The sequence below is a fragment of the Roseobacter sp. OBYS 0001 genome, assembly GCF_019654895.1.
In the GTDB taxonomy this organism is placed as follows: domain Bacteria; phylum Pseudomonadota; class Alphaproteobacteria; order Rhodobacterales; family Rhodobacteraceae; genus Roseobacter; species Roseobacter litoralis.
Genome location: NZ_BPES01000001.1, coordinates 468,653 through 492,345 on the forward strand (window position 1 = coordinate 468,653; position 23,693 = coordinate 492,345).

The window sequence follows — 23,693 nt, forward strand, 5'->3', positions numbered from 1 at the left end:
TCCTGTCCGGGCAGATCGGTGACGAACCGGCGACGGATGATCTTGGCTGCCGCATTGACAGATGCAATGGCCTCGGCGCGCTCCTTGGCGATCTGGTGGTCGAGACTGGACTGGCTGCGGTTCAGGGTCAGGATTGGATGATCCTCCGCTGTGTTGGCAGCGCGGGCAGGGGGGCCGCGACGCGGATCTGGTATTCGCCCGGATCGGGCAGCGAGATGACCTCGGTCTGACCTGTGCTGGTGATCTCGGCCATGATTTCATCACCGCTGATGTCAGCGACCTCGATGACGGTGCCGGCAGGGCAGTTCTCGATAGTGTGGAAGGTGCCTGCCGAGGTGACGACAGGCGACAGGGGCCGCTCGATCAGTGCCCCTCCAGCATCCTGCATGAGCCGGACGAGCTGGGCTGGCCTCAGATCAGGCGGGGCGAGCGCCGCGCCCGTGGGCACAGTGGCACTGCTGCCCGCACTGGTCACGATGCTGCCCGTTATTTTGTACCAAACGATCATCGCACGACACTCTGCACACGCATGACGACCTCGCGGATGTTGTTCTGACCGGCAGTCGAGCTCCCATTGCTGAGCGTGGCGCGCAACTGCAGCTGTGCAGCATCATAGGGCCCCTGTATGTGACCCACCCGCTGCACAGGTTGCCATGACTGCGAGCTCACATCCTCTCTGTTCAATGGGTTTCCCCAAACGCCCCAGATGCCATCAATTAGAAACCGAATTCGGAAGAATGCCGAAGTGGTCACCGTCGATGAGGACCTGCGCACATCGCACTTGAGGTACATATGTTGCACCAGTGGTTCACTCTGGGGCCCGAGGCTGATTTCGTATGCGACCTCTGCGTGGCCCACGTTGATGCTGTCAGGTGCGATCAGTTCAACAACAGGCAATTTTTTCACGCCTCAGACCAAACGCCTTTTTTATGGCTTCATCCGCATTGTTCCGGGTTCTTCCGCCTTCTTCCGGTTACAGCAGTTATTAGTATCTTATTACAGCCATGCGGCCTTCTCGTTTCAGTGCCCTGCGAAAAACAATCGCGCACCGATGCCCGCTCACGAGGTGGGGGCAGCAGCATGGTGTCCATTCAATCGATAGCGTCCATCACTGCGAGAATGGTGGTTTCGCCTGTGTGTTGAGCGGTTCAAAGGAGCTTTGGGTCTGACTACGACCTCCGTTTGCGCGCAGGTTGTGGGCGCACGCGGGTTTCGATCTCATCATAGAGCTTGCCGACAATGTCTTTGCCGGTCGCTTTTTCGATCCCTTCAAACCCGGGGGAGGAGTTAACCTCCAGCACCTTTGGCCCGGACGTGGAGCGCAATAGATCAACACCTGCTTTACCGAGGCCAAACGCCCGTGCGGCGCGAACCGCTGTGTCGCGTTCTTCTTTGGTTATGCGCACGACTTTCGCCGAACCACCCCGATGCAAGTTGGAGCGAAAATCGCCCTCCGCCCCGGTGCGTTTCATCGCCGCGACCACCTTGCCTGCGATCACCAGACAACGGATGTCTTCGCCTGCGGCTTCCTTGACGAAATCCTGCACCAGAAAATTCGCCTTGAGACCCCGGAACGCATCAATCACTGATTCCGCGGCTTTCTTGGTTTCGGCAAGGACAACGCCTTTGCCTTGCGTGCTTTCGAGCAACTTGACGATCAGCGGAGCCGTACCCACCAATGCCATCAGGTTGGACGTATCCTTAGGGGAAGCCGCAAAGGCGGTCGATGGCATCCCGATCCGTTTTGTGGCCAAAACCTGATGCGCGTGCAGTTTGTCGCGGCTCGCGGTGATCCCGGCAGAGCCGTTCACGCAGTAGGTCCCGATAGCTTCGAACTGTCGGATTACAGCGGTGCCGTAGGGCGTTACAGATGCGCCAATCCGTGGAATCACGGCATCGTAGCGTGGCAGGCGTTTGCCGTCGTAATGCACTTCGGGTGCCATGGTATTAATGGCCATATAACAACGGGTTGTGTCGATAACTTCAACCACATGGCCGCGTGTTTCACCAACCTCTACGAGGCGCCGCGTTGAATAGTTGTCTTCGCGGCTGAGAACAGCAATACGCAGCGCGCGTTTTGGTGCGCCCTTTTTCAGGGAAGCGCTGTGATAGTCCTCATAGCTGAGTTCAGGTTGCAGGTGACGTTCGGTCGGCGATATTGAAATATGATCATTCAATGCCTGTCGCCCCAGAAGCATACGGGAATTCATCGAGGCGCGATTGGTGAGCGTAATCTCTATCGGCCAGGTTTGCCCCCCGACATGCAGCTCTGAGGATATCACGAAACGCTGTTCCGCCTCGCCATTTGAGGACGTGACTTCCCTGCGGTCAACAAGCGGTGCGGAGCAGGTAATGGAAATATCATCCCGTCCCGAAACCGGATGAACATTAAAGCGGACCTTTGGCGTCTTGGCGGGGCCAAAGACTTCGATGTCGTGGGCATGCAGGGCCGAGGTGCGCGCGCCTGTGTCGACTTTTGCCTTGATCGCAGGCAAACCGAGGTCGGGCAGAGATACCCATTCCTCCCAACCGAATGTAAGCTTGTCCATCGCTGTTCCCCCGAGCCGAAAATGAACCCTTGGGTAGCAGGTGGTACCAGCGACCTCAACCGAAAGACGGCCTGATCAGTTGTCGTTGATATCTTTGGTGACGATACGCGCGCCGCTGGACTGGTTCCTGAACACAACGCGTAAGCCGATCCAGCAGATCAACGCGCCGCCGCCGTAGACCGCGAGCAGGGCAGGCGCGCCGAGTTCCGGCGCGATGAGGACCACGCCAGACATGAGTATGGCCGCGATGGCGAAGCCCAAAAAGATGAACCCTGGCAGCAGCACTTCGGCCAGTCCAAGGACCAAGGCTGCGGCCAACCAGACCCACCAAAGACCCAGTGCGCCGATCATACGCCACGCCCCTTGAGCAGCTTGAAGGCATCCCCAAAGGCTTCGATCGCTTGCGCCGGCACCACGATGGTCTGCTTACCAGAGCCAGCCCCCAGCGCCGTCAGGGATTCGACTTGCTTCAACGCAATCTGGTATTGCGCGGCTTCAAGGCCGTTTTCGTTGATTGCATTCGCGACAACCTGTGTTGCATAGGCTTCCGCATCCGCCAATATTCTGCGCGCCTTTGCCGTCTGCTCAGATGCGTATAGTTCAGCATCGGCCGCCAATTCGACGGCGCGCTTTGACCCTTCGGCCTCTGTCACCTGAGCGCGGCGTGCCCGCTCTGCATTGAGCTGTTGAAGCATGGCATCCCGGGTCGCCTGATCGAGATTCACATCGAGAATTTCAGCGCGGGTGACCTGAATGCCCCAATTATCCACCGACTCCTCAACCAGTGCCTTGATCGTCGTGATGAGATGTGCGCGATTGGCCTGCACGTCATCCAGATCCATTTTGCCGATCTCGGCGCGCACAATGCCTGCAACGGTGGTGGCGATTGCGGCATCCACATCCCTGATGCGATAAACTGTGCGCTCGGGTTCCGTAATGCGATAAAAAACCGACGTTTCCACCTGTAAAAGCACATTGTCCTTGGTGATTGCGTCCTGACTGGCGTTGGGCAACTGGCGTTCCAGAATGGATATTTCATGCGCAACCCGATCAATAAAAGGGACGATCAAGTTGATGCCGGGTCCAAGCACCGAGCGCAGCCTGCCAAAACGCTCAATCACATATTGCTCGGACTGAGGCACGATTTTGACGCCCTTGACCACAACAATGATCAGCAAGGCCGCCAGTAGCAACAAGACGATATTGCCAGATAAAAGATCAACGATCAGGGTTTCGATATCCATGCGAACGGTCCTTTCAGTCATGCCACACAGATGTGCGCATTGGCAGCCATAAATGCAAGAATTGAAAAAGTTCTTACTGTTCAACGTCCCCGTTCGATTGCGCGCGCGGCGCAGTATTGCCCAAGCTCCCGCCCGGTAGTAACCCTGTTGCGCGCCCAAAGCGGGTTGCGCACCAAAGTCACTGAATAAATCTGTTGCCATAGGCTGCTTTGGTGTTTCCACGCGGCCTTAAAGGGGTGGCGCCGGGAAAACACAGCGCCAAGGGCTTGGAAAGGGGGGGGATTTGCGTCAAACCGACAAAATGAGATTCAATTTTGACCTTCAGGCTACCGATGGTCGCGCACGCACCGGCGTGATTTCGACGCCGCGGGGCGATATTCGCACCCCTGCCTTTATGCCCGTGGGCACCGCCGCGACCGTCAAGGCGATGCTGCCGGGATCCGTGCGTCAGACTGGTGCGGATATCCTGCTTGGAAATACGTATCATTTGATGCTGCGCCCGACCGCGGAACGGATTGAGCGTCTTGGAGGTTTGCACAAGTTCATGGATTGGGACCGTCCGATTTTAACGGATTCGGGCGGTTTCCAAGTCATGAGCCTCGCCGCTTTGCGCAAGTTGACTGAAGAGGGCGTCAGTTTCAAAAGCCACATTGACGGTTCGCGACACATGTTGACGCCGGAGCGTTCCATGGAAATCCAACGGCTGCTTGGGTCTGACATCGTCATGTGTTTTGACGAATGCCCTGCCTTGCCAGCAGACCGGGCTGCCATTGAGAAAAGCATGCATTTGTCCATGCGCTGGGCTGCACGGTCCAGGGACGCTTTTGGTGACCGCCCGGGGCATGCGCTTTTCGGTATCCAGCAGGGTGGTCTGGAAGAAGATTTGCGCGCGCAAAGTGCGGCGGCCCTGCGCGACATTGAATTTGATGGCTACGCGGTCGGCGGGCTGGCGGTTGGCGAAGGGCAAGAGGCGATGTTTGGCTGTTTGGATTATGCACCGGAGCAGTTACCGCACGATAAGCCCCGGTATCTTATGGGGGTGGGCAAGCCCGATGATATCGTGGGTGCCGTGGCGCGCGGCATCGACATGATGGATTGTGTTTTGCCCAGCCGCTCAGGTCGAACGGGGCAGGTGTTTACGCGTCGGGGTGTTGTGAACATCAAGAACGCGCGCCATGCCGATGATCCGAGGCCGCTGGATGAACAGTGTACATGCCCTGCGTGCCGCAGTTATAGCCGGGCCTATCTGCACCACGTTTTCCGGTCGCAGGAGATTATCAGTTCGATGCTCTTAACGTGGCATAACCTGCATTATTATCAAGAGCTTATGTCAGATATGCGTGCCGCAATTTCGCAAGGTACATTCGTAGAATGGACAGCGGCTTTCGCGACTGAGCGTGCTCAAGGTGATATCGAGCCGGTGTAATCACACGACGTGTCGGTTTTCCGCCTGTCCGCCCGGATTTCAGCTGCGATTAACCTGTGCTTAAACCAATTGATTGTACACAGGCGCGAACAAACGCATCGGGAGAGAGCAGATGAACGCGGTTACCGCTCAATTTAACGCAGAAGAGTCTGTTTCGCTGGAAAAAACACTGCACGATATCCGGGACAGTGTCGCCGCCGCGCGCGTCGCTGCAATGCAAGTCCTCGTGTTCCACATGCAAGGTGACAAGGCAGAAACACAAGTGGTCGCACCCGACGAGTTGATGCAGGCGCTGAGTGATGTGAAGAGAGCCCATCAGAGCCTCGGCAAAATGGAGGTTGAGCATCTCAAGCCACTGCAGATCGAGTTGCCCGAATCGATATCCAAAAGGGTGCAGCACGTCACAAGGGATTTGGCGGAACTGACACGGACGCTTGAGCGGTGCAGCCCCTGCGAATCAGACGGCATTCGCGGGTTCAATCCCTCGCAGGACATGTATGATCTATGTTGTACGCGGGTGGCGAAAGGTCTCAACAAGCTCACCAGCGAATTGGCAGGGTTCTTTCTGGAGCTGACCGAAGCCGACAAATCGAAGACGATGGAAAAAACCAACAAGATTGCGCTTGAGATCGGGAAAATTGGACGGGTCATCAACATGGTTGCGACCAATGCCTCTATCGAAGCGGCCCGTGCCGGAGATGCTGGAAAAGGATTTACCGTCATCGCAGATGAGGTGAAAACCTTGTCATCCCGTGTTTCTTCGCTGTCGGTCTCGTTGACAGATCAACTGTCCTGACCCGCGATGCGGCATAAAACTAAAAGTGCGTTGAGCACCTTGTGATTTGGACTTTCTAAAGCCATTCTGTTCACCAGATCGGCACCTAGGTTGATTTCAGGGGCAGAGCGCCCCATTTTAACTTTCGTGAAACGGAGATGGACAAGTGTTGCTGCTTAGGCGGGACCGGTTCCATCTTGCCAAAAACAAGGAAAGAGCATGCAAGAGCCTCTTAACGCCTCATATCCAGTATTGCCGCTGCGCGACATCGTGGTTTTTCCACATATGATCGTTCCCCTTTTTGTGGGGCGCGACAAGTCAGTGCGCGCCCTTGAGGAGGTGATGTCAGATGACAAACAGATTCTGCTGTCGAGCCAGATCGATCCGGGCGAAGATGATCCAGACAGCGACGGAATTTTCAAGGCAGGCGTTCTCGCCAATGTGCTGCAACTTTTAAAGCTGCCCGATGGAACGGTTAAGGTACTGGTCGAAGGGCAAGCGAGAGTTCGGATAACTGAATACCTCGATAACGACAGCTTTTTTGAAGCGCGGGCGGAGTATCTCACCGAAATGCCCGGTGACCTGGCCACGACTGAGGCACTTTTGCGCACGGTCACAGATGAATTTGAGCGTTATGCCAAAGTGAAAAAGAACGTGCCGGAGGAAGCCCTCTCGGCCGTTGGCGAGTCAACCGAACCTGCCAAGCTTGCAGACCTCGTTGCTGGCCATCTGGGCATTGAAGTCGCACAAAAGCAGGATTTGCTTGAAACGCTGAGCGTGTCTGAGCGGCTTGAAAAGGTCTACGGGCTGATGCAGGGCGAGATGTCCGTGCTTCAGGTCGAAAAGAAAATCAAGACGCGCGTCAAATCGCAGATGGAGCGTACACAGCGTGAATACTATCTGAACGAGCAGATGAAAGCGATTCAGCAAGAGCTCGGCGATGGAGAGGACGGCAAGAATGAAGTTGCCGAACTCGAGGCAAAGATTGCAGATACCAAGCTGAGTAAAGAAGCGCGCGAGAAAGCCGATGCCGAGATTAAAAAGCTCAAGAACATGAGCCCGATGTCAGCGGAAGCGACCGTCGTTCGCAATTATCTAGACTGGATGCTTTCGATCCCTTGGGGAAAGAAATCACGTGTCAAAAAAGACCTGACACGTGCGCAAAAAGTATTGGACGATGATCACTTTGGCTTGGAAAAAGTCAAAGAGCGTATTGTGGAATACCTCGCGGTGCAGCAGCGATCGACCAAGATAAAGGGCCCGATCATGTGTCTGGTTGGACCGCCCGGTGTCGGGAAAACGTCGCTCGGTAAATCCGTGGCGCGCGCTACGGGGCGTGAGTTCATTCGCATCAGCCTTGGCGGCGTACGCGACGAATCCGAAATCCGGGGTCACCGGCGGACTTATATTGGTTCCATGCCCGGCAAAATTATCCAGGCCCTCAAAAAGGCCAAAACAACCAACCCGCTTATCCTTCTGGATGAAATCGACAAAATGGGTCAGGATTTCCGTGGTGATCCTGCATCTGCAATGCTTGAGGTGTTGGATCCGGAACAAAACTCCACTTTCGTGGATCACTATCTCGAGGTCGAATACGACCTGTCAAACGTGATGTTCCTGACCACGTCCAACAGCTACAACATGCCGGGCCCGCTGCTCGACCGGATGGAGATCATACCGCTGGCCGGATATACTGAGGATGAAAAACGTGAGATTGCGAAGCAGCATCTGATTCCGAAGCAAATCAAGAACCATGGACTTAAATCCAAGGAATTCGAGCTGCAAGACAGTGCGTTGAGCGAGATGATTCGTACCTACACCCGAGAAGCGGGTGTTCGGAATCTGGAACGTGAGATCGCCAAAGTCGCCCGTAAGTCCTTGACGAAAATTATCAAAAAGGAGGCTGAAACTGTTTCGGTCACCGACGAGAACATCGATGATTTTCTGGGTGTCAAAAAGTACCGCTATGGGCTTGCCGAAAAGGAAGACCAAATCGGGGTGGTGACGGGGCTGGCATATACTTCGGTTGGCGGCGAGCTTTTGAGCATTGAGGCGCTGCGATTGCCCGGAAAAGGTCGGATGAAGACCACGGGCAAGCTGGGTGATGTCATGAAGGAATCTATTGATGCCGCATCAAGCTACGTGCGTTCCATCAGCCCAAAGATTGGGGTGAAGCCTCCGCAATTTGATCGGATCGATATTCACGTGCACGTTCCCGATGGGGCCACGCCCAAGGATGGCCCGTCGGCTGGTCTGGCAATGGTGACATCAATCGTGTCTGTGCTTACGCAGATTCCTGTACGCAAGGATATTGCAATGACTGGCGAGGTCTCTTTGCGGGGCAATGCGATGCCGATTGGCGGTTTGAAGGAAAAGCTCCTTGCGGCTTTGCGCGGTGGGATCACTACTGTGCTGATCCCCGAAGAAAACGCCAAGGACCTGCCGGAGATTCCCGACAACGTGAAAGAAGGGTTGAACATTATCCCGGTGACACATGTGTCCGAGGTGCTTGAGCACGCCCTGATCAGGAAACCTGAGGGCATTGAGTGGGACCAAGAGGCAGAAGATGCCGCTGCCGCTGCTGCCTTGGCACCAGCACCTGAGACGAATGATAGTGCAACGGCGCATTGAGTTCTCAAAATCGAAGTATGACAGGCGCGCCTCAGTGGCGCGCCTTTTTTATTGGATCAAGCTGGATGGCCCGTTCAGCGATGTTAGATAAGCTGAACTTAAACACTGGCGATTTGACGACAGCATCTTTCATTTCGGCGGTTCGAGGCACGGCAGATTTTATTCAGGTCCTATGTCCGCTCCGACCCGCTGGTTAAGTGAACAGCAACGATGAGGCTTCATCGCGCTGACCAGTTGTTTGTTGAGATCGCCGCTTTGCAGGGCTTCGATACACATTGCCAAGGGATCGCGTTGTAAGACAAGGAGTGGCGGAACGCATGTGTCGCGTCATAGGGGTAACCTGTGCGTTGCCACTGTCTGGGCACCCTGAACACTTTCAGCGGACAAGGTTTTTCTGTTTCAATCCCCGTCTGCAATCCCATCCGCGCGCAATCTTGCGCGGCGTGCGCGGTAGCTTGGCAGGATGATGAGAATGGCCGCAACGATCAAAAGGCCCAGCGTCATCGGGCGTTCCCAGACAAAGGAAATACCATCATAAAGCTGCATGGAACGGGCAAAGTTATCCTCCAGCATCCCGCCGAGGATGAAGCCGATCAGAAGGGGAGCAAGCGGATAGTCAGCAAATCGTAAAATGGTCGCGCAGATGCCAAAACCGACCAACAACAACAGCTCGGTTGCATTATTCTGCCCGATATAGGCCCCCATCAGCGTGAAAAACAGAATAAACGGGATCAAGAAATTGCGCGGGATGGACAGGACCTTGGCGATGTAGGGGATAAGGGGCAGGTTCAGGACCAGCAAGACCAGATTGCCGATGAACATCGACATGATGACGGCCCAGAAAACCTCGGGTGCGTCGATCATCAATCGTGGCCCTGGCGTCACGTTCAGCGCGATCAAGGCACCCAGCAGGATCGCTGTCGTGCCCGAGCCCGGAATGCCGAGCGTGAGCAAGGGAACAAATGACCCGGTGCAGGCTGCGTTATTGGCTGTTTCAGGGGCGGCGAGGCCCTTGATGGAACCTTTGCCGAACTCTTCCTGTTCTGCCTTGGTGGCGATGTTACGCTCCACCGCGTAGCCGAGAAAGGACGCGATTGTGGCTCCCGCACCGGGCAAAACACCGATAAAGAAGCCCTGCACGGACTGACGTCCGATCACGGGCGCGATGGCCCGCGCCTCTGCACGTGTGATGCGCAGGTCTTTGATGTCGCCATCGCTTTCTTTGTTTTCGCGGGGCTTGAGCACCAGAAACAGCGCCTCGGGCAGCGCGAACATCGCCATGGCCAGCGTGATGAAGCCGAAGCCTGATTGCAGGTCCATCAGCCCCATAGTGAAGCGGGGCATATTAAACAGCGCGCCTTCGCCAACGGTTGCCATGATCAGGCCGAGCACGGTCATCATGATCGCCTTGGCCACCTGACCCGTGCCTGCAAAGGCGGCGATGGCGGACAGACCGACGACCATCAACGCAAAATACTCAGCTGAATGAAACAACAAGGCGACGGATGACAGCATCGGCGCAAAGACCATCAAAAGGATGGCACCGATTGTCCCGCCTGCAAAACTGGCAATCGCCGCGATGGTCAGGGCCTTGCCCGCCTTGCCTTGCCGGGCCATGGGAAATCCGTCAAAACTGCTTGCCACAGTACCCGCAACGCCCGGTGCATTCAGCAGGATCGACGAGGTTGAGCCGCCAAAGATCGCGCCGTAATAAACGCCTGCCAGCAGGATGAGCGCCGCAGAGGGATCGCCCAATGATATGGCAACCGGGATCATGATCGCGATGATGGACATCGGGCCAAGGCCGGGCAGCATCCCGATAAACGTCCCGATGAGGCAGCCACCGATGACCATCAGAAGATTTTGGATCGACAGGGCCGTTTGAAGGCCGATCAGCAGTCCTTCGAGCATATCATGTGGCTCCTAGAAAAAGCGGTAGTGGCCGCAGGAATATCCCCAGAACGACCTGCACCAGATACCACACGATGCCTGTGGCGACGGCGGCAATGATCAGGGTAAGGAGGATCCTGCGCTCGCCCAGAATGACCGAGCCAAGGATGAGAAACCCTGAGGTAGAAATCAGAAAACCCGCCGGGCGCAGCAAGAGCGCATAGGCCGCCATTAGCGCCAGAAGCAGCAGGGCCTGACCCAGATTATATTCCCAGAGTTTCCGGTAATCAATGTCGCCGATCTTTGCCTCGCCCTTTTCAAACCCCAGCACAATGATCAGGGATGCGATAATGCCCATGATGGAGAGTACTTTGGGAAAGGTTGAGGGCCATATGGGGTTGCGCTGCATGAAGGGGGCGAGCCCGCCATCCATCGTGAACCACGCGGTGTAGCCATAAACAAGGCACACACCCAGCAACACAAGTCCGATCCAGCGATCCAGCGCCATTACACCCTCCCAGCATTCAAAACGTAAAACGACCGGGACGCCACATTGCGCGCGCCCCGGTCACAGGGCGTTACAAAAAGCCCAGTTTCTTCATCAGGTCCCCGATGACTTTTTCCTGTTCTTCGAGGAAGGTTTTGAAGTCATCACCGGGGTTGTGAATGTTGACCCAACCATTGCGGGCGCGCACGTCTTCCCACTCCGGCGTGTCGTACATCTTGGCGATCGCATCCTGATAGGCAACGACTTTGTCCTCCGGCAGACCCGGCGCGCCAAAGAAACCACGCCAGTTGACGAATGTGGTGTCGATGCCCTGTTCCTTCATCGTCATGGCGTCGGGGGCTGCGCCTACGCGCTCATCCGATGTCACGCCAATGATTTTGACTTCGCCTGCATCGGCAAGATCGACCGCCTCGGAAAATCCGGTCGACAGGGCGGCGATTTCGCCAGACAGCAGGGCTGCCATCGCTTTGCCACCCGCGTCATAGGGGATGTATTTGACGCCAAGCGCATCTTTGCCCGCCGCTTCCATGACCATTGCCGCCACGAGGTGGTCCATGCCGCCCGGAACCGATCCGCCGCCGATGGCTGTACCGTTCGGATCAGCATCGAAGGCCGCCAACAGGTCCGTCATGTTGTTAACGGGGCTGTCTTTTCCAACAACGATGGCGGCATAGTCACCAATTGTTCCCGCAACCAGCGTCAAATCCCGAAAGTTATGCGGGAAAACGCCCGTCAGGGACCGGATCACGATGGGTGTGGAGTTCACCATCAAGGTGCCGTGATTGCTGTCTGCGTTCTCGATCAGGTAACCGATGGCCTTGCCGCCCCCGCCGCCCGACATGTTTTCATATGACGCTGTGCCGACCAGACCGGCGGCTGTCAGTGCTTCGCCCGTGCCGCGCGCCGTACCATCCCAGCCGCCGCCAGCACCACCGGGGATCAGGAAATGGATGCTCTCAACGGCTTGATGACCGTCCGAAAAGGCTGGTGCGCCAAGGCTCATCGCGGCCACAGCCGCTCCCATCAGGGCGCGACGGCCCAGTTTCAAAGTACTCATGTGTTCCTCCCATTTGACAACTGTACCGGTTCCGGCTCAGTTGATTGCACTCAAACATGGCAACCTGACATGGACCTGTCACGCGGCCGCCTCATGCGAAATGCAACGATGAAATTTCTTTTGGTAGAAGACAACATTGAATTGGCGCAGGCGCTGTTGGCGCGTTTGCGTCTGGATGGCCATGTGATTGATCATGCTGAGAGAATTGAGGACGCCATGGCCTATGCGCAGGTGGGCGACTATGATCTGATCCTGCTTGATATCATGTTGCCCGATGGCGACGGGCGCGATTTTCTGCAACACCATCGTCAAAGCCAGAAGGACACGCCGGTCATCATTCTGACAGCGCGCTCACAGGTTTCAGACAGAATCACCCTGCTGGATCTGGGCGCGGACGACTATGTCACCAAACCCTTCGATCATGCGGAACTGGAGGCGCGCTGCCGTGCGGTGCTGCGCCGTCGGGTGGGGTCGGCGCAGACGGTCACGCAGCTGCGCGATGTGATCTTTGACCCGGTTCGGGGCAGTCTGAGCGTGGCGGGCCAATCCGTAAAACTGCGAAACCGCGAGTTGCGGCTGCTTGAGCTGTTTATCAACGCACCGGGGCAGCTTTTTTCGAAACAGAAACTGGTGGACCGGCTGTTTTCCTACGATGAAGACGTCTCTGACAATGCCATTGAGGTATATGTCGGGCGGCTTCGAAAACACCTTGAGCCGTCACAATTGCGGATCAGAACGTCGCGCGGTTTGGGGTACAGTCTGGAACATGTCTGAGGTGGTACGTTCATCCGCCTCATTGCGCCGCCGACTGACTGTGGGGTTGATCGGCGGGGCGGCGGTATTGGCCGTTTTGATTTATCTGTTCACGCGCGCTTATGCTACGCAGATTGCCCAGCAGGGGCAGGACAACATCCTGAATGCGTCGGTTTCATCCATCCTCGATTCAGCGGTCATTCGAAATGGTAATCTGGAGATCGACTTTCCCTATGCGGCTCTGGCGATGTTGAACACTGAGCTGGATGACCGGGTGTTTTATGCGATTTACCGTGATGATGCGCTGCTATCGGGCTATGCGCTGCTGCCGCGCCGTGCGCCGGATGGGGTTGAGGCCATATCGTGGACGGATGAGTTCAACGGCGCCGCTGTGCGTATCACTTCTGATGCGCGCAGGCTTTTTGCGACGGACAGACAAACCGTAATTTCAGTTTCCATGGCACAGACGCAGGATGCTTTGTCGGAAACGTTGCGCGATATCTCGAATACGGTTGCTCTGTTCGGGGTCAGTTTTTTTGCGCTGGCGGCCGCGTTATCCTTTTGGGCGTCCTCGGCAACCATCAGGCCGCTGAACCGTCTGACGTCGTCCATCACGCGGCGCGGCCCGCAAGACCTCAGTCCTGTGGAAAAGCCGGTGCCCAAGGAAATGGTGCCGCTGGTGTCTTCCTTGAACAACCTGATGAGCCGACTGGACCAATCACTGCAACGCTCCGAGGATTTCATCGCTGAAGCCGCGCACCGGGTCCGCACGCCGCTGGCCACGGTGCGCTCGCACGCCGAAGCAACCCTGCAGCGCGTCGAAAAGGAAGAAAACCGCAAAGCGCTGCGCTCGATGGTGCGGGCGATTGACGAAAGCTCGCGTGCGGCGGGGCAACTGCTGGATCATGCGATGATCACGTTTCGGGCGGATCATCTGGAACGACAAAGCCTTGATTTGACGGAGCTTGTGATTGAACTGGTCAGCCGCCTTGAGCCTGTGGCAGAGATGAAGGACATCGCATTTCACCTGGAAACGGACCCGCAGGTTATCGTTCTGGCCGATCCGATTTTGGTGCAAAACGCCATTCGAAACCTGATTGATAATGCATTGAAATACGCGCCCGCTGAAAGCGAGATTACAATCCGCGTTGATCAGGAAGCCGCCGGCCGTGTGACGATCTGTGATCAGGGCCCGGGTTTTCCGTCCGATGAGATGGCGAGCTTGGTGGATCGCTTTGCACGCGGACGCAATGCGACTGGGATCACAGGCTCCGGGTTGGGGCTGACCATTGCGCAGGATGTGGCAAAGGCCCATGGCGGAGCGTTGACCCTCAGCAATCGAAAGGAGGGGGGCGCATGCGTCATGCTCTCGTTCTGATCCTCGCTCTTATTCTGTGCGGCGACGCTGCATCTGCGCAGGAATGGGAAGACAGGCAGCGTTTCGGCGCCGCGGATGCGTCAACAACGCTGCATATTCTCTCAAGCACGGATACAGCGCTTTTTGCGCCCGTCCTTGCGGCATTTGTCGCAGGCCGCGACAGCGTGGCGATTGAGTATTTTGTGGCCGGGACGGCGGATTTGAACAGCATCTTCCGCCAGTCCCCGAACGCCTATGATGTTGTTATCTCCAGCGCGATGGATTTGCAGTTCAAATTGGCGAACGACGGGTTTGCGCAACCTATGGAAATGCTGGGCTACCCTGACTGGGCGCATTGGCGGCACACGCTTTTTGGCTTCACATCTGAACCGGCGGCGATTGTCCTGAACCGGCAGGCCTTTGACGGACGCGATGTGCCCCAAACGAGGCAGGCCGTGATCCGGGTGCTGCGCGAAAGCCCCGATCAGTTTCGCGGGCGTGTCGGCACTTATGATGTGCGCCAATCGGGCCTTGGATATCTGTTTGCAACGCAGGATGCGCGCACGTCCGAGACCTACTGGCGTCTGATGGAGGTGATGGGCAATCTGGAGGTACAGCTTTATTGCTGTTCAGGGGCGATGATTGAGGATGTCGCAGCAGGTAAGATCTTGCTGGCCTATAACGTGCTGGGTAGCTACGCGGCTGCGCGCGAGGATTTGGCACACCAGCTTGAGATCGTCTTCCCGAGTGATTTTCAGACCATCATGATGCGTACCGCCCTGATTTCTGCGCAGACAGCAAACCCCGAAGTGTCGAGGGATTTCATGCGGCATCTTTTGGGTGCATCAACCCCGCCCGTGCCGGGATCACGCGCGTTGTTGCCCATGCTGGAATTGGACGGTGATGCGGCGGGGCAGGCCATGATTGAGCTGAGCCCCGCCTTGCTGACCTATCTGGATGCTCTCAAAAGCAGAGGGTTTTTGGCCGAATGGGTCAATGCCATGATCCAGTAAGTCCTTTTGCCATCAGCGCGCATGCCGGATTAGCCCAATTGATAGCCGGGTGTGGAGTGTGAGATCGCCTGCTCTTCGGTGTCCATCTCCTCACCGATGCCTTCAAAAAGCGGGGTGGAAAGGTAGCGCTCGCCGGTATCAGGCAGCATGCACAGGATCACCGAGCCGGGTTCTGCCGTTTTGGCAATTTCCAGCGAGACGGAAAAGGTCGACCCACCAGAAATGCCGGTAAAGATGCCTTCTTTCTGTGCCAAGAGCCTTGCGCATTTCACGCCGTCAGCGCCCGCCACGGGCAGCAGATCGTCATAATAGGCGCCATCGACGGCTTCTTGCAGAACGGCCGGGATGAAATCCGGAGTCCAGCCTTGGATGGGGTGCGGCTCGAACGCGGGATGGCTGACGGCGGGGGAGTTGTCGGCGTTGCGTTCCTGCGCATGACCGCTGCCCAAAAGCTGCGCGTTGTTGGGTTCGGTGAGGATGATTTTTGTCTCTGGCCGTTCTTTGCGGATCACACGCCCAAGACCCGACACAGTGCCCCCGGTTCCATAGCCCGTTACGATGTAATCGAGCCGCTCGCCTGCAAAATCGGCGACGATTTCCGGCCCGGTCGTGTTTTCATGGATGTCTGCGTTGGCGCCCGTTTCGAATTGATGCGCCAGAAACCAGCCGTTCTTTTGCGCAAGTTCGACTGCTTTCTGATACATCCCAAAGCCTTTTTCACTCTTTGGGGTCAGAATGACCTTCGCCCCAAGCATCCGCATCAAACGCCGCCGTTCCACCGAAAAGCTTTCTGCCATGGTCACCACCAGCGGATAGCCCTTCTGCGCACAGACCATCGCAAGGCCGATCCCGGTGTTCCCGCTTGTTGCCTCGACCACCGTTTGTCCGGGTTTTAACGTGCCTGCACGCTCCGCCGCTTCGATGATGTTCACCGCGAGACGATCCTTGACCGACCCCGCGGGGTTGAAAAATTCAGCCTTCACATAGATCGTCACATGTTCAGGGGCGAGGTGGTTGATCCGAATGGCGGGGGTGTTCCCGATCGTGTCAAGAACGCTGTCATAAAGCTGGCCCCGGCCTTTTGTCTGACGGATTTGATCTGCTGACATCTCTGTGCTCTCCCATGGTATGCCGCCAGCCAGGCGCGTATCTCAAAACAGGATTGCTCTGGCCTTGGCTGTGCGTTGTCGTGTTACTATGGCATAGACGGGGCCGGCTTTCACGCCTTGATAAAAACCAATCGAGATTGGCGACAACGCAGCCACGGAGGAAGAGAAACTGGATCACGAAAGATCAACGCCGCATTCGGTCTGGCTGTGTCCCGATACAGGGCAGGGACCATCCCTCACCGACGAGATCGCTCGATACGCGGAACGCTTCGCCGCGCCTGTTTTTGAACCGCACCTGACGCTGTTGGGGGATGTGCGCAGTGCGCCAAAAGCGACTGTGGCGGCTTGCCGTTCCTTGTTGGCGACATTGCCAAAATCGTCCGCGCGTATCAGTCGCGTATCGCAAACGGCAGATTTTTTCATGTCGCTGTTTCTTGACCTCGACATCGAAAGTTCCGTTGCATCTGCGCGGGAGGATTTGGCGGCGCGCCTCGCCATTCCTTTGCCGCAGCCTTTTCGACCGCATCTGAGCCTTGCCTATGGTTTGCCCGCTGGTGAACCGGGACAACAGGCCGTGCACGAAATGTCCCACCGCTTTGTCGGCAAAACGATAACGTTGAACGAAATCAGGGTTGTTCGCTCGGCCAAAGAGCTTGCGATTGACGAGTGGCGCGCGATTCACATCGAACGACTGAAATAGAGTGCCGTCTCAGAAACGCGAACATGGGATTGTTTGAGCGTTTTGGTTGACAGTCGCGGGTTTTGGGTCATTCTCTGCGCGGTGACTTGGATTGTTGCGTGACCTTGCCCTGTCATGGAAGCGTCACCATAAGATCATAAGAACCAAAACTGTATGAAGCAGTTCCAACTAGGGAGTATCCGATGAAATCTATTACCTTGCTCACAGCAGGTTTTGCCACCTTTGCAACCGGCGCATGGGCACAGACAGAAATTCAATTCTGGCATGCCATGGGCGGCCGTCTTGGCGAAGTCGTTGAAGAAGTTGCAGAAAAATATAACGCCAGCCAAACCGATTACGTGATCGTGCCCACTTACAAAGGTGGATACGAGGATACGATGACCGCTGGTATTGCGGCGTTTCGCGCCAGCCAGCAACCAAACCTTATTCAGATTTTTGACGCTGGTGCGGCAACGATCATCAACGCACCGGGCGCGACGATTCCGGTCGCTGATCTGTTGACGCAGTACGAGGGCGGTTTTGACGCGAGCGATTATATCGAGGGCGTTCGTAACTTCTATGCCGACAGCGAAGGCAAGATGATCGGCATGCCGTTCAACTCTTCCACACCGCTGCTCTATTATAACAAGGAAATTCTTGCCAAGGCCGGTATCGACGCACCGCCCACCACATGGGAAGAGTTTGAGGCGATGGCACCGACCATCAAAGAGGCCGGGTATCAGGCACTGGCGCAAAGCCACAGCCCCTGGATTTTCTCCGAGAACTTCCACAGCCGTCATAACCTGCAACTTGCCACAGGCAACAACGGGTATGACAGCACAGATGTAGAAATCCTGTACAATAACGATGCGATGAAAACGCATTGGACCAAGGTCAAGGAATGGCTTGATGCTGGGTATTATGGCTTCTACGGTCGTGGCTGGGGTGACAACCAGGACGCATTCGTGCAGCAGAAAGTTGCAATGTGGCTTGGGTCTTCCGGGTCATTCGGTGGGTTGAAAGCGAGCACGGAATTTGAGTTCGGCACGACCTATCTGCCATACTGGAAAGCGATCATTGACGAGCCCAAAGCCACATTCATTGGTGGCGCTGCCTTGTTTGCGATGGCCGGCAAAAGCGACGAAGAGAACGCCGCAACTGCTGACTTCCTGAACTTCCTTGCGAGCCCTGAAGTGCAGTATTTCTGGCATAAGGAAACAGGCTATGTTCCTATCACGAACGCAGCCTATGAACTGGCCAAGTCGGATGGGTACTACGACTCCACGCCAGATGCTGAGGTTGGTGTTCTGCAACTGAACCAGCCATCAGGCGAATGGACCAAAGGCTACCGTTTGGGTTTCTACGTCCAGATCCGTGAAGCGATGTACAATGCCTATGAAGACATCTTTTCCGGTTCAGCAACGGTTGATGAAGCCTTTGCAACCATGGAAGAAGAAGCCAACGCCTTGCTTGCCCGGTTCCACGCGACCGTCAACTAAGCGCTTGTAAAGAAAGGCCAGCAGGCGATACAGCCTGCTGGCCCAATCATAAAAACCAAAGGGGTCGGAATGTATGAAGCGCGTTCAATTTGAGCACAGCGCCATTCCTTATCTGTTTATTGCGCCGCAGATTATCATTATCGCTATCTTTTTCCTCTGGCCGTCTGCGCAGGCGATTTACCAGTCGTTCCTGCTGGAAGATGCCTTCGGGCTGTCTTCGAGGTTCGTCTGGTTCAAGAACTACAGTGATACAATCCTGAATTCCTCATGGCTTCAGGCCGCAGGCTTCACGCTGGTTTTCTCGTCTCTGGTGACGTTTCTGTCCCTCGCACTGGCGCTGCTGCTGGCGGTCAAAGCCAACGAAGTGATCCATGGTGCAAGCACCTACAAAACGATGCTGATGTGGGCCTATGCGATTGCGCCGCCCGTCGCGGGCTTGATGGGCAACCTGATGTTCAATCCGCTGATCGGTGATTTGTATAACTTCATGAACTTCATCGGGTTCGATTTTGATCACAAACTGGATGCCTATGATGCCAGTTTTGTTGTCATTCTGATTTCGGTCTGGAAACAGATCAGTATCAACTTCATCTTTTTCCTTGCGGGTCTGCAGGGTATTCCCAAATCCGTGCAGGAAGCGGCCAAGATGGATTGCAACAGCTCCACCCGGCGGTTCTGGACGATCACCTTTCCGTTGCTCGCGCCGACGACATTCTTTCTGGTGGTCATCAACATCACCTATGCCTTCTTTGAAACCTTCGGGATCATCGACACGACAACGCAGGGTGCGCCCGGTGGCTCCACCGCAACGCTGGTCTATAAGGTCTATCAGGACGGTTTCCGGGGGGCGGACATCGGCGGGTCATCTGCGCAATCCGTTGTGCTCATGATCATGGTGCTGGCCCTTACGGTGATCCAGTTCCGCTATATTGAGCGAAAGGTGCATTACTGATGGACCGTACACCGATCTCCACCCACATCATCCTGATCATTGGTGCGCTGTTCATGACGTTGCCGGTCTGGGTTGCCTTTGCAACCTCGACCCATGCGCCCGAGACGATCCTGCGCGAGGGGCTGCAATTCTGGCCCGGCCCGCATCTGATCGAGACCTACAACGAAGTTCTGTTTGTTGAAGGCGGCGTGATGAAACAGGTCACGGCGACAACGATGCTGAAAAACTCCATGATCCTCGGCATCGGCTTTGCCATTGGCAAGGTCATCATTTCGATGCTGGCGGCCTATGCGATTGTATATTTCCGCTTCCGGTTGGGCGTGCCGCTGTTCTGGATCATCTTCATGACGCTGCTCTTACCGCTGGAGGTGCGGATTATCCCATCTTACGAAGTGGTCGCGAATATGGGGCTCTTGGACACGCAAACGGGGCTAATCCTGCCACTGATCGCCTCTGCCACGGGGACGTTCTTTTTCAGACAGTTCTTTCGATCCGTCCCGGATGAGCTGCTTGAGGCGGCCCGTCTGGATGGTGCCACGGCCTGGGGGTTCTTCAAGGACATTCTCGTGCCGCTCAGCCGCACGATGATTGCCGCGATCCTGATCATCATGTTTGTGGTGGGGTGGAACCAGTACCTTTGGCCACTCATCATGACCACGAAAGAGGAAAACTACACGCTGGTGATCGGCATCAAGCAGATTTATCAGGTCCTCAATGAGGGGGGCGAACTGCCTCAATTCCAAAAAGCATTTGCACTGACCATTCTGGCGACTTTACCCCCTGTGATGGTTGTGCTGATTTTCCAAAGATGGTTCGTCAAGGGCCTCGTCGAGAGTGAGAAATAATGGCTCAGGTAGAACTTAAACAAGTCCGCAAAACATATCCCAATGGTGCCGAGGCGATCTTTGGGGTTGATATGAAAATTGACGATGGCGAGTTGATCGTTTTCGTCGGTCCCTCTGGCTGTGGCAAGTCAACCTTGCTGCGGATGGTTGCCGGGTTGGAGTCTGTGTCGTCAGGGGAGATTCTGATCGGTGATCGGCTGATCAACGACGTCTCACCGTCCGAACGTGATGTGGCGATGGTGTTCCAGAACTATGCGCTGTACCCGCATATGTCGGTCCGCGGAAACATGTCCTATGGGTTGAAAAACCGCAAAATGGACAAGGAAGAAATCGAACGCCGCATCATGGATGCGGCCACGATGCTCAAGATCGATCAATATCTGGATCGCCAGCCCAACCAGCTTTCGGGCGGGCAGCGCCAGCGTGTCGCCATGGGACGCGCGATTGTGCGCAACCCGCAGGTGTTCCTGTTTGACGAGCCACTATCGAACCTGGACGCCAAGTTGCGCGTGCAAATGCGGATCGAAATCAAGAAACTGCAGCGCCGCATGAATGTGACCTCGATCTACGTGACGCATGATCAGACCGAAGCGATGACCCTTGCGGACCGGCTCGCGGTCATCAACGAGGGGCAGGTGGAGCAGATGGGCGCTCCAATGGAACTTTATGCAAATCCGCGCACCTTGTTTGTGGCCTCTTTCATTGGCGCGCCGCAGATCAACCTGATCCCGGTGACGTTCGATGGCACGGCGATTGTGAATGGCGATCTGAGAATAACCGGCTTTTCCGACCTGCCGACGGGCACGGATCTGATGCTCGGTGTGCGCCCGGACGTCATGACAATTGACCCGGAGGGACAGGTCACCATGAATGTCGACATTGTCGAGCAGCATGGCGGCGAAAACCTGATCTATGGGACCATCGACGGCGTAACCTCAGCCGAAGGGGAGCCGCAGGAAATCTGCCTCAAGGGTTCGCAAACCCTGTTGCCCAAAGCGGATGATAAGCTGAAATTGCGATTCGATGCTGATGTCGCTTTTGTTTTCCGGACTGACACGGGTGAGCGGCTCAAATGACCATCTGATGGTTCACGGCACCAGCGCGCGGCGGATGGCATTCGACCATCTTATTTTGATTGCAGGCACAGGATTTATGATCCTGCCGATGTTCCTGCTGTTTGTCGCGTCCACCCACAGCAGTCTTGAGCTTAATGTCGGTGGGTTGCATGTGGTACCGGGTTTTGACGCACCGCAAAACTATACCGAAGTGATCAGCCTCAAGGCAGGATTTACCGATCAGATCAGCGCGATCGCGATGCTCAAGAATTCCTTGATCGTGGCGACGGGGCTTGCCAGCCTGACAACGGTGTTCTCGTTATTTGCAGCCTACGCATTGGTGTATTTCCGACTGCCTTTGGCGGGCTTTTTGTTCTGGCTTACAATGGCCACGCTGCTGCTGCCTTTGGAAAGCCGCTTTGTGACGACCTTTCAGGTGGCCGCTATGCTGGGGTTGGTCAACACACAACTGGGCATGATCCTGCCCGCGCTTGCGCTGGCTTTGGGTACTTTGTTTTTTCGTCAGTTGTTGCTGTCTTTCCCGAATGAATACCTTGAGGCGGCCAAGCTGGATGGCGCAGGGCCTGTGTTGTTCTTCCGCGATTTCATCGTACCGTTGGCAGGCCGTCGGGGCGGGGCGATTTTCGTGGTGTCCTTCATGATCGGCTGGCATCAATACCTCTGGCCGCTGATGCTCAGCACGGATGAAACCACCTATACCGTTGTGCGCGGCATCCGCCTCATCGGATTGGAGAGTGGCCCCGGCATGGCGCTCGCTGTCCTGACGCTCGTGCCGCCGCTCATTTTGATCATCATTTTCCAAAGGTATTTTTTCCAGTCTTTGGCAGACAGCAAGGACTCTTTCTAAAGTCTGCAAACTGACCTATCACTGCCGCGTTAAACCTATTGAGGACCAACCCATGAGCCTGACAGACCCGGATCGCCTGTTTCCGATTGAGCCATCAGCACGGGCCTTGGCGCGCGATCTCCACACGTCGGTGTGTGATCTGCCGATCATCAGCCCGCATGGTCATTGTGATCCGCGCTGGTTCGCTGAAAACGCGCGATTTGAAAACCCCGCGGCTTTGTTCGTTATTCCGGATCATTACGTTTTTCGCATGTTGATCAGTCAGGGTGTCGCGCCCGAAGATCTGGGAATACCGCGTGTTGACGCAGGGCAGGTCGAAACGGATTCGCGCAAGATATGGCGCTTGTTTGCGCAGCATTTCCATCTCTTTCGGGGCACCCCTTCGGCGATGTGGCTCAACCACTCGTTTGAGCATGTGTTTGGTCTGAACACGCCCCTGAGTGCTGAGACAGCAGATGCCTGTTACGATCATATTGAAGCGATGCTGCAGACAGATGCGTTTCTGCCGCGCGCCCTTTTTGAAGACTTCAATGTTGAAATGCTCGCCACCACCGAAGGGGCGCTGGATGGCCTGCGCTGGCATCGCCAAATCCGCGAAAGCGGCTGGTCGGGCCGGGTTGTAACGACCTACAGACCGGATGCGGTGGTCGATCCCAGTTTTGAAGGATTTGCGGAAAACGTGGCCCAACTGGGTGCGTTGACCGGCGAGGATACCAGCAGCTGGCAGGGCTATCTGAACGCGCATGCGGCGCGCCGGGCTTTTTTCAAATCCTTCGGGGCGACGGCATCAGATCATGGGCATCCCTCGGCACGCACGGCCGATCTGTCGCAGGCCGAGGCGGCGGATTTGTTTCAAAAAGCTTTGCGCGGCACCTGTTCCCCAGAAGAGGAGGATGTGTTCCGCGGCCATATGTTGACCGAGATGGCGCGGATGAGCCTTGAAGATGGTCTTGTGTTGCAAATCCATCCGGGATCACGGCGAAATCACAGCGCACAGATGTTCGCGCGCTTTGGCCGTGACAAAGGGTTCGATATCCCCGGTCGGACGGATTACGTGCAGGATCTGCGCCCCTTGCTGGATGCGGTTGGTATGGAGCCTGCGCTGAATGTTATCCTGTTCACATTGGATGAGACCACATACGGGCGCGAACTTGCCCCGCTTGCGGGGGCTTATCCGGCGTTGAAACTCGGGCCGCCCTGGTGGTTTTTTGACAGCTATGAAGGCATCAAAAAGTTCCGAGAAGCCACAACCGAAACCTGCGGGTTCTATAACACGGCGGGCTTTAATGATGATACGCGGGCCTTCTGCTCGATCCCGGCGCGTCATGATGTGGCGCGCCGCTCGGACTGCGCCTACCTTGCGACGCTGGTGCGAACCGGCCGGTTAAGCGAGGCCGAAGCCTTTGAACTGGCGCATGACCTGTCTTATCGTTTGGCAAAAGAGGCGTATAGATTGTGAGTAATTTCCCGCGTTTGCAGCGCC

22 protein-coding genes are annotated in these 23,693 nt (G+C 56.0%); 13 read left to right on the top strand and 9 right to left on the bottom strand.

Annotated features, from left to right (window positions below; translation table 11 throughout):
- Positions 1–127 precede the first annotated feature (127 nt).
- The 5 genes from K5Q35_RS02305 to K5Q35_RS02325 form a co-directional block, all read right to left on the bottom strand.
- The gene (locus K5Q35_RS02305; protein WP_220798286.1) at positions 128–508 is read right to left on the bottom strand and encodes a hypothetical protein; all 381 of its coding nucleotides are present in this window, start codon (positions 506–508) and stop codon (positions 128–130) included.
- Entirely contained in the window at positions 505–906 is a 402-nt protein-coding gene (locus K5Q35_RS02310; RefSeq protein ID WP_220798287.1) for a hypothetical protein, read from the bottom strand. The genes K5Q35_RS02305 and K5Q35_RS02310 overlap by 4 nt, the downstream gene beginning before the upstream one ends.
- Positions 907–1,169: 263 nt before the next feature.
- Positions 1,170–2,549, bottom strand: coding sequence for a 30S ribosomal protein S6--L-glutamate ligase (gene rimK, locus K5Q35_RS02315; protein ID WP_220798288.1), 1,380 nt, complete (start codon positions 2,547–2,549; stop codon positions 1,170–1,172).
- A 75-nt stretch (positions 2,550–2,624) separates the two neighbouring features.
- Complete coding sequence (locus K5Q35_RS02320; RefSeq protein ID WP_220798289.1) at positions 2,625–2,900, bottom strand: NfeD family protein; 276 nt, start codon at positions 2,898–2,900, stop codon at positions 2,625–2,627.
- The gene (locus K5Q35_RS02325) at positions 2,897–3,793 is read right to left on the bottom strand and encodes an SPFH domain-containing protein (RefSeq protein WP_013961416.1); all 897 of its coding nucleotides are present in this window, start codon (positions 3,791–3,793) and stop codon (positions 2,897–2,899) included. The genes K5Q35_RS02320 and K5Q35_RS02325 overlap by 4 nt, the downstream gene beginning before the upstream one ends.
- 301 nt (positions 3,794–4,094) lie before the next feature.
- Here K5Q35_RS02325 and tgt point away from each other — a divergent pair, with 301 nt between their 5' ends.
- From tgt to lon, 3 genes are all read left to right on the top strand, one after another.
- The gene (gene tgt, locus K5Q35_RS02330; RefSeq protein ID WP_220798290.1) at positions 4,095–5,219 is read left to right on the top strand and encodes a tRNA guanosine(34) transglycosylase Tgt; all 1,125 of its coding nucleotides are present in this window, start codon (positions 4,095–4,097) and stop codon (positions 5,217–5,219) included.
- A gap of 112 nt (positions 5,220–5,331) precedes the next feature.
- The gene (locus tag K5Q35_RS22840; RefSeq protein ID WP_013961418.1) at positions 5,332–6,015 is read left to right on the top strand and encodes a methyl-accepting chemotaxis protein; all 684 of its coding nucleotides are present in this window, start codon (positions 5,332–5,334) and stop codon (positions 6,013–6,015) included.
- Between the two features lie 198 nt (positions 6,016–6,213).
- Positions 6,214–8,625: an endopeptidase La gene (lon, locus tag K5Q35_RS02340; RefSeq protein ID WP_220798291.1), complete on the top strand. Its 2,412-nt coding sequence runs from the start codon at positions 6,214–6,216 to the stop codon at positions 8,623–8,625.
- Positions 8,626–9,024: 399 nt separating this feature from the next.
- On the opposite strand, the gene K5Q35_RS02345 is transcribed toward lon, so the two are convergent.
- The 3 genes from K5Q35_RS02345 to K5Q35_RS02355 all read right to left on the bottom strand — a co-directional run bounded on the left by K5Q35_RS02345 (position 9,025) and on the right by K5Q35_RS02355 (position 12,080).
- Positions 9,025–10,536 (bottom strand): tripartite tricarboxylate transporter permease, encoded by a 1,512-nt coding sequence (locus K5Q35_RS02345; RefSeq protein WP_013961424.1) that lies wholly within the window; start codon positions 10,534–10,536, stop codon positions 9,025–9,027.
- A 1-nt stretch (position 10,537) separates the two neighbouring features.
- Positions 10,538–11,023, bottom strand: a complete 486-nt coding sequence (locus tag K5Q35_RS02350) for a tripartite tricarboxylate transporter TctB family protein (protein WP_220798292.1) — start codon at positions 11,021–11,023, stop codon at positions 10,538–10,540.
- 70 nt (positions 11,024–11,093) lie between these two features.
- The gene (locus K5Q35_RS02355; RefSeq protein WP_220798293.1) at positions 11,094–12,080 is read right to left on the bottom strand and encodes a tripartite tricarboxylate transporter substrate binding protein; all 987 of its coding nucleotides are present in this window, start codon (positions 12,078–12,080) and stop codon (positions 11,094–11,096) included.
- A gap of 108 nt (positions 12,081–12,188) precedes the next feature.
- On the opposite strand from K5Q35_RS02355, the gene K5Q35_RS02360 reads away from it, so the two are divergent.
- From K5Q35_RS02360 to K5Q35_RS02370, 3 genes are read left to right on the top strand one after another with little or no spacing between them, the layout of a single operon-like run.
- Positions 12,189–12,854: a response regulator transcription factor gene (locus tag K5Q35_RS02360; RefSeq protein WP_220798294.1), complete on the top strand. Its 666-nt coding sequence runs from the start codon at positions 12,189–12,191 to the stop codon at positions 12,852–12,854.
- The gene (locus K5Q35_RS02365) at positions 12,847–14,211 is read left to right on the top strand and encodes a sensor histidine kinase (RefSeq protein ID WP_220798295.1); all 1,365 of its coding nucleotides are present in this window, start codon (positions 12,847–12,849) and stop codon (positions 14,209–14,211) included. Before K5Q35_RS02360 ends, K5Q35_RS02365 begins: the two co-directional genes overlap by 8 nt.
- On the top strand, positions 14,190–15,203 hold the full coding sequence (locus tag K5Q35_RS02370; protein ID WP_220798296.1) for an ABC transporter substrate-binding protein: 1,014 nt from the start codon (positions 14,190–14,192) through the stop codon (positions 15,201–15,203). Before K5Q35_RS02365 ends, K5Q35_RS02370 begins: the two co-directional genes overlap by 22 nt.
- Before the next feature lie 29 nt (positions 15,204–15,232).
- Here the strand turns inward: K5Q35_RS02370 and K5Q35_RS02375 are convergent, their stop codons facing one another.
- On the bottom strand, positions 15,233–16,312 hold the full coding sequence (locus K5Q35_RS02375) for a PLP-dependent cysteine synthase family protein (protein ID WP_220798297.1): 1,080 nt from the start codon (positions 16,310–16,312) through the stop codon (positions 15,233–15,235).
- Positions 16,313–16,559: 247 nt separating this feature from the next.
- Here K5Q35_RS02375 and K5Q35_RS22880 point away from each other — a divergent pair, with 247 nt between their 5' ends.
- From K5Q35_RS22880 to uxaC, 7 genes are all read left to right on the top strand, one after another.
- Entirely contained in the window at positions 16,560–17,012 is a 453-nt protein-coding gene (locus tag K5Q35_RS22880) for a 2'-5' RNA ligase family protein (protein ID WP_374758581.1), read from the top strand.
- Positions 17,013–17,194: 182 nt separating this feature from the next.
- Positions 17,195–18,490, top strand: coding sequence for an extracellular solute-binding protein (locus tag K5Q35_RS02385; RefSeq protein ID WP_013961432.1), 1,296 nt, complete (start codon positions 17,195–17,197; stop codon positions 18,488–18,490).
- Between the two features lie 73 nt (positions 18,491–18,563).
- Positions 18,564–19,442, top strand: a complete 879-nt coding sequence (locus K5Q35_RS02390; protein ID WP_013961433.1) for an ABC transporter permease subunit — start codon at positions 18,564–18,566, stop codon at positions 19,440–19,442.
- Positions 19,442–20,287: an ABC transporter permease subunit gene (locus K5Q35_RS02395; protein ID WP_013961434.1), complete on the top strand. Its 846-nt coding sequence runs from the start codon at positions 19,442–19,444 to the stop codon at positions 20,285–20,287. Before K5Q35_RS02390 ends, K5Q35_RS02395 begins: the two co-directional genes overlap by 1 nt.
- Complete coding sequence (ugpC, locus tag K5Q35_RS02400; protein ID WP_220798299.1) at positions 20,287–21,363, top strand: sn-glycerol-3-phosphate ABC transporter ATP-binding protein UgpC; 1,077 nt, start codon at positions 20,287–20,289, stop codon at positions 21,361–21,363. Before K5Q35_RS02395 ends, ugpC begins: the two co-directional genes overlap by 1 nt.
- Positions 21,347–22,210: an ABC transporter permease subunit gene (locus K5Q35_RS02405; RefSeq protein WP_259650434.1), complete on the top strand. Its 864-nt coding sequence runs from the start codon at positions 21,347–21,349 to the stop codon at positions 22,208–22,210. Before ugpC ends, K5Q35_RS02405 begins: the two co-directional genes overlap by 17 nt.
- A gap of 52 nt (positions 22,211–22,262) precedes the next feature.
- Positions 22,263–23,669: a glucuronate isomerase gene (uxaC, locus tag K5Q35_RS02410; protein WP_220798300.1), complete on the top strand. Its 1,407-nt coding sequence runs from the start codon at positions 22,263–22,265 to the stop codon at positions 23,667–23,669.
- The last annotated feature ends 24 nt before the right edge of the window (positions 23,670–23,693 follow it).